14 protein-coding genes are annotated in these 15024 nt (G+C 61.1%); 9 read left to right on the top strand and 5 right to left on the bottom strand.

From position 1 onward, the window contains the following. Positions 1–9 precede the first annotated feature (9 nt). The 4 genes from ACO07N_RS04545 to ACO07N_RS04530 form a co-directional block, all read right to left on the bottom strand. A complete protein-coding gene (locus ACO07N_RS04545; RefSeq protein ID WP_421979881.1) occupies positions 10–1080 on the bottom strand; it encodes a hypothetical protein in 1071 nt (356 codons plus the stop codon). A 132-nt stretch (positions 1081–1212) separates the two neighbouring features. Then, positions 1213–2613, bottom strand: coding sequence for an HlyD family type I secretion periplasmic adaptor subunit (locus ACO07N_RS04540; protein ID WP_421979880.1), 1401 nt, complete (start codon positions 2611–2613; stop codon positions 1213–1215). Beyond that, entirely contained in the window at positions 2613–4463 is a 1851-nt protein-coding gene (locus tag ACO07N_RS04535) for an ATP-binding cassette domain-containing protein (RefSeq protein WP_421979879.1), read from the bottom strand. Before ACO07N_RS04535 ends, ACO07N_RS04540 begins: the two co-directional genes overlap by 1 nt. Continuing rightward, positions 4448–4756, bottom strand: coding sequence for a hypothetical protein (locus ACO07N_RS04530; protein ID WP_421979878.1), 309 nt, complete (start codon positions 4754–4756; stop codon positions 4448–4450). Before ACO07N_RS04530 ends, ACO07N_RS04535 begins: the two co-directional genes overlap by 16 nt. A 211-nt stretch (positions 4757–4967) precedes the next feature. Between ACO07N_RS04530 and ACO07N_RS04525 the strand changes: the two genes are divergently transcribed. The 8 genes from ACO07N_RS04525 to ACO07N_RS04490 all read left to right on the top strand — a co-directional run bounded on the left by ACO07N_RS04525 (position 4968) and on the right by ACO07N_RS04490 (position 13571). After that, the gene (locus tag ACO07N_RS04525) at positions 4968–5888 is read left to right on the top strand and encodes a hypothetical protein (protein WP_421979877.1); all 921 of its coding nucleotides are present in this window, start codon (positions 4968–4970) and stop codon (positions 5886–5888) included. Between the two features lie 340 nt (positions 5889–6228). Next, positions 6229–6612, top strand: coding sequence for an antibiotic biosynthesis monooxygenase family protein (locus ACO07N_RS04520; RefSeq protein WP_421979876.1), 384 nt, complete (start codon positions 6229–6231; stop codon positions 6610–6612). A 2310-nt stretch (positions 6613–8922) separates the two neighbouring features. Beyond that, positions 8923–9759 (top strand): transporter substrate-binding domain-containing protein, encoded by an 837-nt coding sequence (locus tag ACO07N_RS04515; RefSeq protein WP_421979875.1) that lies wholly within the window; start codon positions 8923–8925, stop codon positions 9757–9759. A 16-nt stretch (positions 9760–9775) separates the two neighbouring features. After that, positions 9776–10450 carry an amino acid ABC transporter permease gene (locus ACO07N_RS04510; RefSeq protein ID WP_421979874.1) on the top strand — a complete coding sequence of 225 codons (675 nt, stop codon included), beginning with the start codon at positions 9776–9778 and terminating at the stop codon, positions 10448–10450. Continuing rightward, complete coding sequence (locus tag ACO07N_RS04505) at positions 10447–11112, top strand: amino acid ABC transporter permease (RefSeq protein ID WP_421979873.1); 666 nt, start codon at positions 10447–10449, stop codon at positions 11110–11112. Before ACO07N_RS04510 ends, ACO07N_RS04505 begins: the two co-directional genes overlap by 4 nt. 2 nt (positions 11113–11114) lie before the next feature. Next, positions 11115–11888 carry an amino acid ABC transporter ATP-binding protein gene (locus ACO07N_RS04500; RefSeq protein WP_421979872.1) on the top strand — a complete coding sequence of 258 codons (774 nt, stop codon included), beginning with the start codon at positions 11115–11117 and terminating at the stop codon, positions 11886–11888. 24 nt (positions 11889–11912) lie between these two features. Next, positions 11913–12821, top strand: a complete 909-nt coding sequence (locus ACO07N_RS04495; protein WP_421979871.1) for an aminotransferase class IV — start codon at positions 11913–11915, stop codon at positions 12819–12821. Between the two features lie 60 nt (positions 12822–12881). Further along, positions 12882–13571, top strand: a complete 690-nt coding sequence (locus ACO07N_RS04490) for a GntR family transcriptional regulator (protein ID WP_421979870.1) — start codon at positions 12882–12884, stop codon at positions 13569–13571. 14 nt (positions 13572–13585) lie between these two features. On the opposite strand, the gene ACO07N_RS04485 is transcribed toward ACO07N_RS04490, so the two are convergent. Then, positions 13586–13888 (bottom strand): hypothetical protein, encoded by a 303-nt coding sequence (locus ACO07N_RS04485; RefSeq protein ID WP_421979869.1) that lies wholly within the window; start codon positions 13886–13888, stop codon positions 13586–13588. A 105-nt stretch (positions 13889–13993) separates the two neighbouring features. Between ACO07N_RS04485 and ACO07N_RS04480 the strand changes: the two genes are divergently transcribed. Beyond that, positions 13994–15022, top strand: a complete 1029-nt coding sequence (locus ACO07N_RS04480) for a LacI family DNA-binding transcriptional regulator (RefSeq protein WP_421979868.1) — start codon at positions 13994–13996, stop codon at positions 15020–15022. The last annotated feature ends 2 nt before the right edge of the window (positions 15023–15024 follow it).

Below are 15024 nucleotides of genomic sequence, written 5' to 3'. Positions count from 1 at the left end.
CTGCCGGGCTCAGACGGCCTTCCGCTGGTCAGTCGCGCCGAGATCGGGAAGGTCGAGATCATATTTTTCCATCAGGTTTTCGCACCAGGGCGCCAGTGTGTGCAGAGCTGTGACCTGGAGCGACCAGCGCCGTGCGCGGTCGCACATCAGCCCGACTTCCGTCGGCGTTACACCAATCTTGTCATTGTGCAGGCATTTGTCCCGGCTCCACCATTTGCCGTCCCTGTCGCGATAGCGGATTGCGCGGTGCATCCGCGCCAGCATGTGGAAGACGCCGAACGCCATCAGGTACTCGAAGGCTTCCGTTTCGGACCGGTTGCGCGCGAACCTGGAAAGATGCCTTTCGATGAGACGGGTTTCGGTGTCCGGGTCGATTGCGGTCCATTCGTCCGAGAGAACGAAGGCCAGGTCATCCAGCGCATGCCGCCGGCCGCAGCCTTCCCAGTCGAACCAGACGGTTCGGTCGCCGCAGACAAGGGCGTTTCCGGGCCGGGCGTCCGCCTTGACGAAATCGCGCGGATCGAGCCTGAAGAGTTTTTCAAGCCGGCCGTAGTCGAGCAATGGCGGCGCGATGCCGACGATCTCGGAGATCTTTCTGGCGCGCATCAGATTGCCGTCCGACCAGTCCCGGTCGGGCCCGACCCGTGGCACCCTGTGGTGGAGGTTCTGCGCATGCGCATAGTCCTGCAGATCTGCCAGTGCCGACAGGGACTGGTCCAGAATTGCCTCTCGCTCGCGGATATCTGCAAGGCCATCGAGAAAGACCGGAAGCCGGATGCCGTCCACCAATTCCTGCACGACCCATTCGTCGACCACCTTGACCACGCGCGGGACCAGGCCGGTCGGAGACAGGACCTTCATGACGATGCCTTCGATCACCGCGTCGCCCGGGGAGTCACGCTTGGCAAGAACGAACCGCTCATCGCCGATTTCGGCCATGAATGCGGACCGTGACCGCCCGCCGGGAAAAGCGACCCGTTTCGGAATGCGTCCGAACGCCCGCTTGCAGAGCGCCTCGATTTCCTCGCGCCGTGCCGTTTTCAGGAATGTGCTCGCGTCCGAAGACTTGCTTTTGGCCATTGGTAAGTTCCCGTTAAAAGTGCCAATGTTGTTTTTGTCAGTATCGCTTGCCGAAGTTACCTTTCCGCTACTTGCCTGGGGCATTTGCGGATGGAAGCCCGCGACAGATCCTTCTTGTCGCCGGACGTTCGCTCACGGTTCGGCAAATGCCGTGTCAAAACCCCGGATCAGCGGAGCGAGCAGGTAGACAAGGAACGGTTGCCTGCCGGCATTGATGTGCGCGTTGACAATCATGCCGGGTTTCAGCATGCCGATGATCGCCGCGTTCGAGGCCACGTCTTCCGGCTTTGCGTGGACCAGATAATAAGGCGCGGCGGTCGGCGTCTGCCGGACCGCATCGGCAGACACATAGGTCAGGACAGCGGTCAGGGGCGCATATTTGCGGCTGTCGAGCGCCGTGATCGCGACTGTTGTCGATTGACCCTGCCTGACCTCGGCAATGTCCTGCGGCCGTACACGTGCCTGGATCGTCAAGGGGGCGTCGTCGGGCACGATCTCGCCGATCACGTCTCCCGCGAGAACGACGCCGCCGACCGTATTTGCGGAAAACGAGACCAGCGTCCCGCTGACCGGCGCCCTGATCTGGGTGTTGGACAAGGCACGCTCGGCCGAAATCAGACGGTCCCGGATCTCGGCGAGTTCGCCCAGCACCTTCGTCATTTCCCCGGCAACCCTCCGGCGCTGGCCTGATACATAGGCCTCCACCCGGTTGCCGGCTTCGTTTCTGCGTTCGTCGATGCGGGCAATCTCGCTGTTCAGGAATGCGATGTCCGCGACAAGTTCACTTTCTTCGCGTTCGTTTTTCCAGGCCCGGGACCGGGCGACGTATCCGTCGCGAACCAGCGGTTGGAGCGCGGCTATTTCCTTTCTCAGGAAACGCAGCTTGTCGGTAAGACCCGCGCGGCGCGCAACAAGTCCCGCCCGTTCATGCGCCAGACCGCTGCTTCGGTTGCGCAGCGCTTCGATTTCCGCATCGACGGCCTGGTCAGCAAATTTCTGCTCGAGTTGCTGGCTGGCGAATATCGCCTTTATCGGATTGTCTGCCTGGTTCTGGACAGCCGCCGTTGCAACAAGGCGGTCGGAGGCTTCGGCCCCTACATCGAATTTTCGCGTCCGCAGCGTCCATCCGGTTCCGGCCGCGTGGAAACCGGCACCGGTTCGCAGGGCTTCAAGGTGCGCCTTGGTCGCGAGCAGAACCGCCTGCCGCGCCTGCAGTTCCGACAGCTCGGCCCGTTTCGTCTCCGCGTCGAGAACCATGATCAGATCGCCGGCCGCGACCTTCGCGCCCTCGGCGACTTCGATGGACCGAATGCGGCCGCCTTCCTCGTGTTGCAGGAGCTTGTTCCTGCCGGCCGCGGCGATTATGCCCTCTGCAACAATCGACGACTGGAGCGGAACAAACAGGCCCCACAGAAGGAATACGCCCAGAAACGTGCAGACGATTTTCTTGCCCCTCAGGACAATCCCGTCGATCTCCGTGTGCGAATTGCGATCCGGTTTTGTCCGGGTTCGTTTTTTCGTGTCACTTGCCATCAGTTCATCCGTGATTGTCGCGTGGGGGTCTTGAAGCCTGCATCAAGCTCCGTTCCGAAATTTTCCGCGTGCTTCGTGGGCCTTCCGCCAAAGTCTCCGCGCCTGATCTTGCGGATCTCGGCCAGTGCCGTTGCCGCCGTGACGGGAATTTCCGGAGGCTCTGTCCGGATCGATCCGGTTTCCGGCTGGTCGTCTGGCGCAGATGTCCTGGGGACCTGTTTGCCGTTGATCTCGCGGAGCCGGCCGGAGGCAAGTTCAAGGACCCTGTCCGCCGCCGCCTGCATACGCGATCGACGGGACATCACCAGGATCGCCACACCGGTTTCCTTCAGCTTCTTCAGCGTCGCGACAAGCTCCTTCTGACCGTCCCGGTCGAGTTCGGTGTCCGGTTCGTCAAGTACGAGAACACGCGGACCGCCGAAACAGGCCCGGGCCAGGGCAAGCTTGATCTTCTGCCTGTCCGTGAGCCTGACATTCCCGCGTTCCAGAACGGTCGCATAGCCCTGCGGCAGTGCCTGGATCATCCCGTGCGCATTTGAAATCTTTGCGGCGCGCATCAGACGGTCGGAATTGTCGCTCCTCGACAGCCGCGCGATGTTTTCCGAAATCGGTACCGGGAAGAACTTTATGTCCTGGGCAACATAGCCGACGGCACGTCCCCATTCGTCGTCGCTCCAGTTCTGCCGCGGCACATCGTTCAATTTCAGGAAACCGGCCTGTGGATCGATCGCCCCGGACATGATCCGCGCCAGGGCGGTCTTGCCGCTGCCCGGCTTTCCGGTAACGACGGTCAGCGTGCCCGGGTCGAGTGCCAGCGTGACGCCGTCCAGAACACGGACATGAGGGTGTTGCCGAGTGTCCGCATGGTAAATGTTGTCTGCACTGACGCGGCTGTTGGAGGCGCGGGCAGACTGCTGCCCGGACACCTGATCCGCGGTCTCCAGCAGGTTGCCGAGGCTGAGATGGGCGTCATAGCTTTTCGTGATCGTCGACCAACCGCCGATCGTCAGGTCGACGGGAGACAGCATCCTGTTGGTGATCAGGATCGCCGCGAAAATCACGACGCTCGGCATTGATGATGACAGGACCACAAGCGCGCCGACCGAGACGATCATGACCTGTATGAGCTGTTTCAAAAACGTACCGGCGGCCGAATGGCCCACGGCCAGCTGCGAGACATCATCGGCGGCCTCCGAGTTCGAGCGCAGTTTCCTTTTCCAGCGGTCTTGAAGCTTTCCGGTCATTCCCATGGCGCGCACCTCATCGGTGCCGCGCAGTGTCGCAGATGCAAAGTTGAAGGCGTCGGCTTCCCTGTTCTCCGCGGTGGCCTGTGCCGCCGATACGGACCGGTTGCTCACAACCGCCAGGGCGATCATCGCCGCGAGGCCGATGGTTGCAACAACGCCAAGCCAGACATTGAGCAGGAACAGGGCAACGAGAAAAAGCAGCGAAAAGGGAAGGTCGTGCAGCCCGATGAACAGCCGGCTGTTCAGGAAACCCGCAACCGTCCTGAGTTTGCTGATTGTCCCGGACGTGCTCCGTGTTTCATCTTCGGTCCGCACCATGCACCGGACAAGCTTTTCATGGTGATCCATGAGGTATCTGTTCGCCAGCCGCCGCGCGATCCGGCGGCGCGTATAATCGGCGAATGCGCTGACGGCCAGCATGGCCATGATAATCAGTGTCAGGAAGACAAGCGTCGAGATGCTGCCTGATTTCAGGACACGGCTGTAGACCTGCAGAATGTGCAGCGGAAGCGCCAGCAGGAGGATATTGGTCGCAACCGAAAACCCGAGCATCCAGCGCATGTAAGGGACGTAATCTCTGCTTATTTTCAGTTCTTTGAACACGAAACCCAATTCCCTTCACGGATCGATTGCTGCGAGACGGATCCCGCCAAAGTCCTAGGGTACGGACCCATAAATGAAGTCAATTTGGTTTGGATCGTTTTGATCAGCTGCAAGGAGCGAAAGCGCAGGAAATGTGGTTCATTTTCAAGTCTTTCGCGACGTGGCAGATGGCCAAAACGGCCAAATCCGAAGGACGGCAAAATGGCTTTATCTCGCAGCGTCACCGCGCTTGACCGGGCAAAGGCCCGCTCTGCACACGCTTCCTCGCGAGATTTCGCCATTTCTGCCGCCAAATCGGTTTCATTTATGGGTCCGTACCCTCGTCCTCGCCGATGCCCGGCGAGGACCGTTGTTGGAGCAGTGACTACCTGGCAAGCCGACTAGGAGTAGTCACCGTCGTCGTGGTCGCCATGTCCGCCTTGACCGCCGTGCCCGCCGTCATGGTCATAGTGTTTGTGGCTGTCGTGATACGAACCGTGGTCATTGGACCCGTCGCCCGAGCCTTTGGAGCCACTGCCGCCCGAGCCAGAACCCGAACCTGAGCCCTTCGATCCCGAGCCAGAGCCGGAGCCTTTCGAACCCGAGCCAGAGCCGGAGCCTTTCGATCCCGAACCGGCGCCGGAGCCCTTCGATCCCGAACCTGAGCCTGAGCCTTTCGAACCCGAGCCAGAGCCTGAGCCTTTCGAACCCGAACCGGAGCCGGAGCCTTTCGAATCCGAGCCAGAGCCGGAGCCCTTCGAACCCGAACCGGAGCCGGAGCCCTTAGTGCCTGAACCTGAGCCAGAGCCTTTCGACCCGGAACCTGAGCCGGAGCCCTTCGATCCGGAGCCGGAACCCGAGCCTTTAGAGCCTGAACCGGAGCCGGAGCCCTTAGTGCCTGAACCTGAGCCAGAGCCTTTCGACCCGGAACCTGAGCCGGAGCCCTTCGATCCGGAGCCGGAACCCGAGCCCTTAGAGCCTGAACCGGAGCCAGAGCCTTTCGAGCCTGAACCGGAGCCGGAGCCTTTCGAGCCAGAACCGGAGCCAGAGCCTTTCGAGCCTGAACCGGAGCCGGAGCCTTTCGAGCCAGAACCGGAGCCAGAGCCTTTCGATCCAGAACCGGAGCCGGAGCCTTTCGAGCCAGAACCGGAGCCAGAGCCTTTCGATCCAGAACCGGAGCCGGAGCCTTTCGAACCCGAGCCAGAGCCGGAGCCCTTCGAACCCGAACCGGAGCCGGAGCCCTTCGAACCCGAACCGGAGCCGGAGCCTTTCGAACCCGAGCCAGAGCCGGAGCCCTTCGATCCCGAACCGGAGCCGGAGCCCTTAGTGCCTGAACCTGAGCCTTTTGACCCAGAGCCCGAACCCTTGGACCCGGTACCCGAGCCTTTCGAGCCTGAGCCCTTCGACCCCGAGCCATTCGACCCGGCGCCATGGTTGTCTTCCTGATCGTCATCATCTTGACGACCCCACGAATACCATTGGTAGTGTTTTGCTTGTGATCTTGGCATCGAATGCTTCCCTTGTTGTTTGAAGCATTCAAATATTTTAAATAAAATTTAGTAAGAGTGTTATTTATTCCATAGTTAAGTTTAAGATTTTTTTATATAAATATTAAGTGTCGCGCAAATTTTGCTTCCAGGGCTTTCCTATTGATTTCATTCACTCGTTTCGTGATCTTAACCAATAGAATCATCAGAAAACCAGTTTTCCGCAATCGGCCCTCGCATACGCCCAATCCAGGCTGATATTCTGGCCGGCAACAGCTGCGTGGGATACGGAGATCGGCATGATCATTTGCATTTTCGGCGTTCGGTATCGCGACGATATCGACTGGAAACTGCACAGGACGTTGAACGAAGACATGGCGCATGCGGTTGCCCGAATGCCGGGTTTCATCTCTCTCAAGTTCTACAAGGCGGACGACAGCGACCAGATCGGCATTATCCGGTTCCGGACGCGCGCGGATCTGAAGAACTGGCGTGACGACATTGCCCACCGGGGTGCCTGGGGACATGCGCCGAAGCTCTACCACGAGTTCTGGATCCAGAACGCGGAAACCTTCGACGATTATGCCTGGATCGACGGTGTGCATCATGACCGTGACCAGGCCGACAGGTTCCAGATGACGCCGGACGATGTTTTGAAGGCTCTTGCGACGGATCGCTCCTGACGAAGCTGCATGTTCTCTCAACCCGCTTTCACGGGTCGGTGCCTGGAAGAGCCGCTTTGCCGCGTGCTTCAGGATGAGGATTTTCTCTCTTTCTGGCGTCATCCCGGCCAAGCGCAGCGCGCGCCGGGATCGGGGAGGCATTGGTTTATCGGCTCTTGCGGTGGCCTCGCAGCCTGCGCTGTCCCGGACCTGATCCGGGACCTGAACAGGACTTCACAGGAGGCCCCGGCTCAAGGCCGGGGCGGCGCTCATGTTCGCCTGGTCCTTCTTCAGCAACGAGGAATTGCGTCATGCATGTCACCCACCGCAAATCCGGTCATCTCCCCCGGTGGGAGAGGTCGGCCTGAAAGGCCGGGTGAGCGATCAGCGCCGTCGGCACCCTTCAGGCGTTTACCCCCTCACCCTAGCCCTCTCCCCGTGGGAGACGGAAAACGCAGAAGCAATGGTGTATCGGCTCTTGCGGTGGCCGTTTCGTTGGATCGGGGCGCCCCGGCCCCGGGTCTCACTTCGTTCGCCCGGGGTGACGATGGCTAAATCGAGAGTGCGACCGAGCGTAGTGTGTGCCGGGATCAACCATCAGGTCATGCCATGGCTCGACCATGGCATCCACGCCGTTCCGCCTCCAGTTGCACAGCCGAGGATCGCAGAGAGGCAAGGGCATGGATTGCCGGATCAAGTCCGGCAACGACGACTGATAGGAATGGGATGAATTTGCTATCCCATGCCCCGCAAGTTTCTCCTCATCCTGAGGAGGGCCAAAGGCCCGTCTCGAAGGACGGGCGGCAAATTCGGAAGGTGGGGCCTTCGTGACAGCACTCACGCGCTTCCGAGGGATGTGGATTTTCACTCTTTCTGGCGTCATCCCGGCCAAGCGCAGCGCGCGCCGGGATCGGGGAGGCATTGGTGTATCGGCTCTTGCGGTGGCCTCGCAGCCTGCGCTGTCCCGGACCTGATCCGGGACCTGAACACGACTTTACAGAAGGCCCCGGCTCAAGGCCGGGGCGGCGCTCATGTTCGCCTGGTCCTTCTTCAGCAACGAGGAATTGCGTCATGCATGTCACCCACCGCAAATCCGGTCATCTCCCCCGGTGGGAGAGGTCGGCCTGAAAGGCCGGGTGAGCGATCAGCGCCGTCGGCACCCTTCAGGCGTTTACCCCCTCACCCTAGCCCTCTCCCCGTGGGAGACGGAAAACGCAGAAGCAATGGTGTATCGGCTCTTGCGGTGGCCGTTTCGTTGGATCGGGGCGCCCCGGCCCCGGGTCTCACTTCGTTCGCCCGGGGTGACGATGGCTAAATCGAGAGTGCGACCGAGCGTAGTGTGTGCCGGGATCAACCATCAGGTCATGCCATGGCTCGACCATGGCATCCACGCCGTTCCGCCTCCAGTTGCACAGCCGAGGATCGCAGAGAGGCAAGGGCATGGATTGCCGGATCAAGTCCGGCAACGACGACTGATAGGAATGGGATGAATTTGCTATCCCATGCCCCGCAAGTTTCTCCTCATCCTGAGGAGGGCCAAAGGCCCGTCTCGAAGGACGGGTGGCAAATTCGGAAGGTGGGGCCTTCGTGACAGCACTCACGCGCTTCCGAGGGATGTGGATTTTCACTCTTTCTGGCGTCATCCCGGCCAAGCGCAGCGCGCGCCGGGATCGGGGAGGCATTGGTGTATCGGCTCTTGCGGTGGCCTCGCAGCCTGCGCTGTCCCGGACCTGATCCGGGACCTGAACACGACTTTACAGAAGGCCCCGGCTCAAGGCCGGGGCGGCGCTCATGTTCGCCTGGTCCTTCTTCAGCAACGAGGAATTGCGTCATGCATGTCACCCACCGCAAATCCGGTCATCTCCCCCGGTGGGAGAGGTCGGCCTGAAAGGCCGGGTGAGGGATCAGCGCTGTCGGCACTCTTCAGACGTTTGCCTCCTCACCCTGGCCCTCTCCCAGTGGGAGAGGGAAAAGGCAGAAGCCAGGGCGTATCGGCTCTTGCGGTGGCCGGTCCGTTGGACCGGGGCGCCCCGGCCCCGCGTCTCACTTCGGTCGCCCGGGGTGACGACTTCGGAAGCGGTGCATTTGATGACGAATCCGGTGAAGGCTTCCTCTTCGGGCCGGAACCGAACGTGCATATCCCGAGGGGCGTTCGCTCGTTTCATAACTATCTCGGGTCCAATGCGCTTCATTCCGGAATAGGAGCCTCCTGTCGGAGGTTATGGCGGCATGCGCAATGGTAAATTGTTGACAATCTACAATAGAGTCGTTTTTATGACCTCAGAGGGGCGCTTTCCAAGCGGCGCCGATCGCAAAAAGGGGAACCAAGAGATGAAACTGAACCGTCGAACAGTTCTGACAATCACGGGAGCCACGTTGGCTTCGGCGCTGGTCGCAGGCGGAATACCGGCGCTTGCCGCCGGATCCCTGGATGACATCAAGGAGCGCGGCAAGCTCCGCGTGGGTGTGACCCAGGCGCCCCCCTGGTATTCGAAGGACCCGGCAACCGGCGAATGGTCATCCGGTGTGGGGGTTTCCGCCGGCAAAGCAATGGCAGAGGCACTCGGTGTCGACTTTGAACCTGTCGAAGTCACCTGGGGAACCGCGGTCGCCGCGCTGCAGAGCAACAAGATCGACGTCATGTTCGTTCTGGATGCAACGGACGAACGCAAGAAAGCCGCAAGCTTCCCGGACAATCCGCTGCTTTACTATTCGCTCGCCGTTCTCGCCAAGGATGACGTTCCGGTCACCTCCTGGGAAGATCTCAACAAGCCGGAGATCAAGATCGCCGTGCCGCAGGCGACCAGCATGGACAAGTTCCTGACCGAAAATGTCGGCAATGCGGACATCCAGCGTTTTCCGGGCAACACGGAGGCGATCGCGGCGTTCCAGTCCGGGCGTGTCGACGCGGTGTGCCTGTTTCACCCGCCGCTGATCGCGGCGCGCCAGAAGCTCGGGCGCGGCAAGATTGTCGTGCCATCTCCGGTCAAGTCGAACCCGACCAGCGCCGCCGTGCGCAAGGGCGACACCGACTTCGTCGCTTTCGTCGATGCGCAGTTGGCGGACTACTACCAGTCCGGCCAGATCCAGACCTGGTACGAGGAATTCCTCTCCGGTTTCGGTCTCGATCCGAAATCCGCCCCGCCGATCATCAAGGAACTCCTCTGAACCGCGCGGACCGATCATGTACGAGTGGGACTTTTCACCGGTACTTGCGGAAGGCGGCTTTCTCCTCGTCGGCTTCCGCAACACGCTGATCCTGACTGCGACGGCGCTCTCGGGCGGGCTGGTCGTCGGTCTTCTGCTCGCGTTCGCGCGCCTGTCTCACAGGCGCTGGCTCAACGTTCCGGCAGGGGTCGTCATCGAAGTGTTCCGGACGACTCCTCCGCTCGTACAGCTGTTCTGGTTCTATTTCGGCCTGCCGATCGTGTTGTCGATTGAAATGACCCCGTTCCTCGCCGCCTCGCTAACCTTCATGATCCAGAGCGGGGCGTTCTTCGCGGAGATCTTCCGGGCCGGCATCGTGTCGATCGAGTGCGGGCAGTGGGAGGCCGCCAAGGCGATCGGCATGACCTATAATCAGTGCATGCACAGGGTCATCCTGCCGCAGGCGGTCAAGCGGATGTTTCCCTCCATGATGGAACGGTCCATCGAGCTGATGAAGACGACGACGCTCGTGGCGACGGTGTCCTACGCCGACCTCCTGTTCCAGGCCAACGAACTGGCCCAGAAGACCTTCCGGCCGCTGGAAGTCTTCACAGTCGTCGCGCTGATCTACTTCGTGTCGATTTCCTTCATCAGTTTCGTTGCCTCGCGCCTGGAGCGCCGCTTTGCCAAGAGCGGCGAGTTCACGCCATGAGCTATATCTGGAACTTTCAGGACGTCTTCGACAACTGGTATGCGCTGGCGATCGGCGCGGCCGGAACGCTGCGGCTGTTCGTTGTCTGTCTTGTCATCGGCATGGGGCTCGGCCTCATCGTCGCCCTTGGAAAGCGCTCCAAAAACCGGCCGGTCCGCTGGCTCTCCACGGCCTTCGTGGAGTTCTTCAGGAACACGCCGGTTCTGGTGCAGATCCTCTGGTTCTACTATGCGCTGCCGATCATCGCACCGATCGAGATCGGGCCGTTTCTGGCGGCGATCCTCGGGATTTCGCTGAATTCGGCCGCCTATTCGGCGGAGATCTACCGGGGCGGTATCCAGTCCATCGAACCGGGTCAATGGGAGGCCGCGCGCGCGATCGGCATGAACGGTCTTCAGACCTTGCGGCGGGTGATCCTGCCGCAGGCCATCAGGCGCATCATTCCGGCCCTGACCAACCGGGGTGTCGAAATCTTCAAGATGACCACGCTGGCGTCGGTCGTTGCCTACGTGGAACTCCTGCAGCAGGGCAAGCTGATCGCCTCGCTCAGCTTCAACCCGCTGGAGGTCTATACCGTGATCGCCGCGATTTTCCTCATCATTCTCTATCCGATCGTGCGCCTGACCTATGCGCTCGAGCGCCACCTTGCACGGAGTGACTGAACGTGAACGCACCTGTTCTCAGATTGTCCGGTTTCGGCAAACAATTCGGGTCACTGCGCGTCTTCTCGGAGATCGATCTTGACGTCATGCCGGGCGACAGGATTGCCATTCTGGGCGCCTCTGGGTCCGGCAAGAGCACGCTGCTGCGCTGCATCAACGTCCTGGAGACACCGAGCGAAGGCCGCCTCGAACTGGATGGCGACACCGTCGGTCAGCCGTCGCGATCCGGTGACATGCGCTTTTCGGAACGCGAACTCTGCGCCCTGCGGCAGCGGGTCGGCATGGTGTTTCAGCAGTTCAATCTCTTCCCGCACATGACGGTTGCCGGCAATGTCGCCGAAGGGCTGAAGACCGTGCGCGGCGTTCCGGCTCCGAAGGCGTTGGAAAGGGCGGTTGCGGAACTTGAGCGCGTGGGCCTTGCCGACAAGGCCGAGACCTTCCCGTCACGCCTGTCCGGCGGGCAGAAGCAGCGGGTCGCTATCGCGCGCGCCCTGGCGATGGACCCGGAGATCCTGCTTTTCGACGAGCCGACCTCCGCGCTCGATCCGGCCCTGGTCGGAGAGGTGCTCGGGGTCATCGAGCAGCTGGCGACGGAGGGGCGCACCATGCTGCTCGTCACGCATGAAATCGGCTTTGCCTATCATTTCGCGACGCGGATCCTGTTTCTGGCCGAAGGCGGCATCTACGAAAGCGGGACGCCTGACGACGTTCTGAAGAATCCGAAACGCCCCCTGACGCAGCAATTCCTCGCAGAGCACCGGCGATTTCAGTTTTAGACCATTTCTGGAGACCAAAATTCGATGAACACCTCTGCAAGCGCGCAAAGCTATGTCGCGGATCCTCGGAACGAAACCGTGCTGGTCTATGTCGATGGACAGCTGGTACCGCGGCACGAGGCCGTTGTCTCCGTGTTTGACAGCGGGTTCGTGCTTGGAGACGGTGTCTGGGAGGGGCTGCGGGTCGTAGACGGACGCATTCTCCAGCTGGACGCGCATCTTGACCGCATGTTCGAAGGTGCCAATTCCATCGCGCTCGACATCGGCTTGAGCCGGGACGATCTCAAGGCCGCCCTTCGCAGGACGCTGGATGCCAACGGCATGACGGACGGGGTTCACATCCGGCTGATGGTGTCGCGCGGGCTCAAGAGCACGCCGAACCAGGACCCGCGCTTCGTGATCGACAAGGCAACCGTCGTGGTCGTGGCCGAATACAAGTCACCGCGGGCCGATACAAAGACGAAAGGGCTTTCCCTGTTCACGTCGACCTTCCGGACCAGCGGGCCGGACGTCTTCGATCTGCGTCTCAATTCCCACAGCCGGCTCAACCTGATCCAGGCCCTCATCCAGGCGATCAATGCCGGCGCGGATGAAGCCCTGATGCTCGATCCGCGCGGGTTTGTCGCCAGCTGCAACTCGACGAATTTCTTCATCGTCAGGGGGCGGGAACTGTGGACCTCCACCGGCTCGTTTTCCTTCAAGGGATTGACGCAAAAAGCAGTCATCGACAGCTGGCTGAACGGCGGCAATGTCGTCCGGGAGAAAGACTTCACACTCGCGGAAGCCTATTCGGCCGACGAGGCCTTCATCACCGGAACGCTCGGGGGAGTGACCCCTGTCGTGCGCATCGACGGGCGCACCATCGGCACCGGTCAACCCGGAAGCGTCACGTCGGAAGCTGAAAAAGCTTACAAGGACTGGGTCTTGCGCTAAAACGCAGGGACAGCTAACCGAAGCAAGACGCCGGCCGAAGAAGACCAAGTGCACAGGACCATGAACAAACCGCAACTGATGTCACAGAACCGGGTCAAACCCGTCAAGCGCGAAACGTTCAGCAACCAGATTGCCGCCAATCTGCGCCGTGCGATCATCAGCGGCGAAATCGAGTCCGGCAGCCAGATCACCGAGTCCGACCTCGCCGCCAGGTTCGGCGTGAGCCGCGGGCCGCTGCGCGAGGCCATGGGGCAGGTTGCGGCAGAAGGCCTGATCGAGACGATTCCCTATACGGGCACACGCGTCCTCAAGCTGTCGCCGGAAGATGTCCGGGAAATCTATTCGCTTCGGACAGCGCTCGAGACGCTCGCGTTCCGTGAAATCTGGGATCGCCGGGACGATGCATTCGCGGGCGAACTGGACGCGCGCCACAAGGATCTTCTGGCAACGCTGGAACTCGATGATCACGTGTCATCGAGCGAGGCGGAAGTCCGGTTTCATTCCCTTGTCTACGAGATGAGCGGGCACAAGCTGCTCCTGGAAAGCTGGCGCCGGATCGCCGGACGGCTGCAGCTTTACCTTGCCGAGCACCAGAGAGCGCATGGCCGCAAGGGCCCGATCGTGGATGCCCATGAACGGTATCTGCAGCTGGCCCTCGGCGAACGGCTGGATCTCATGCTGAACGAAATCGACGCCCATATGCAGCGCGGCGTCAAGCAGATCGAGGAATATCTGGGCGTCGCGGACTAACTGCGTTTCCCGTCTCACCCGTTCGCTGCCGCAATGCGCTCCCAAACCTCTTTCGGATCTGTCGCGCCGGGCGGCTGTTCCGCACGCCTGAACCAGTAGGCCGCATTGCCGAGATCGCCTTCGATCAGGTGACACAGCGCATGGATCCAGTCGTGTGTCTTTTGGCCTTCCGCTTCCTGGCAGATCATGTGCGCGCGCTCCCACTCCGGACCAAGGCCGAGGTCACCCTTCCGGAGCCACCAAAGAGCCTTTTGCGGCGCCGTGAAATCCGTGGGCGGTTCGTCGGACGATACGTCCATCAGTCGTTCATCGGGCATAAGTCGCTCCTCAGATTGCCAATCCGGTTGCAAGCATTGCCTTTCCGCTCCGATATTTGAAGAATAAATCGCCAGATCGGAGTCTTGTCGGTTAAGAACAATTGAATGAGCGAGTCGAACGTCAGAAAACCCAATCCCACCGTTCAGGATGTCGCGCGTGCGGCCAAGGTCTCTACGGCGACGGTCAGCCGGGCTCTGTCCACGCCTGAACGCGTTTCGATAAAGACGCGCGACAAGGTTGCCAGGGCGGTCGAGGAAACAGGGTATGTGCTCAATCACGCCGCGCGAAATCTGCGCAGGCGCGACACGGGCACCATCGTGGCGCTTGTGCCCGATATCGGCAACTCGCATTTCTCCAACATCCTGCAGGGCATCGAGACCGTTTGCGCGGCAAAGAACCTCAAGGTTCTGATCGCGGACACGCGCAAGCCGTCCATGTCGCGTTCGACGGTCAGCGACTTCTTCAGCAAGAACAATTGCGACGGCATCGTCATTCTCGACGGACACTTCTCGATTTCCGCTATCCGCGCGATGAACCCCAAGCTGCCGCCGATCGTGGCCTGCGGGGAGTGGAGCGATGACCCGGCAGTGCCGATCGCCGTGGTGGACAATCTTCTCGGCGCGCGGCTGGCGGTCTCGCACCTGCTTGAGTGCGGGCACACGAAGATCGGGCATGTCACGGGATCGCTGACCCACAAGCCGGGCCGGGACCGGCTTGACGGGTACACGTCGACGCTGGCGAAGGCCGGTCTCGACCCGGACAAGAACTGGCTTTTCGAAGGCGACTACACGCTGGAAGCGGGAGAAAAGGCGGCCGAGGCGTGGCTCCGTTTGAAGGACCGCCCGACGGCGGTGTTCTGCGCGGCGGACCGGATGGCCTTCGGGTTCATTTGCGCCTTGAACGAAGCCGGTGTGCGGGTGCCGCGGGATGTCTCGGTTGTCGGGTTCGATGACATCGATATTGCCGGGCACTTCGTTCCGCCGCTGACGACGGTCCATCAGCCGCGCCGCGCGGTTGGCGAGCAGGCGGCCCGGTTGCTGCTCGACCTTCTCGAAGGCGCGCCGCCGGAGGAGGGAAACATTCAGCTGAAACCCTGGCTCGTCGCCAGAAAAAGCACCGGCGCGCCCTCATGAAG

It is taken from the genome of Roseibium sp., assembly GCF_965229775.1.
In the GTDB taxonomy this organism is placed as follows: domain Bacteria; phylum Pseudomonadota; class Alphaproteobacteria; order Rhizobiales; family Stappiaceae; genus Roseibium.
The sequence above is the reverse complement of the archived record's forward strand: the minus strand, read 5'-3'. Positions and strand labels throughout refer to the sequence as shown.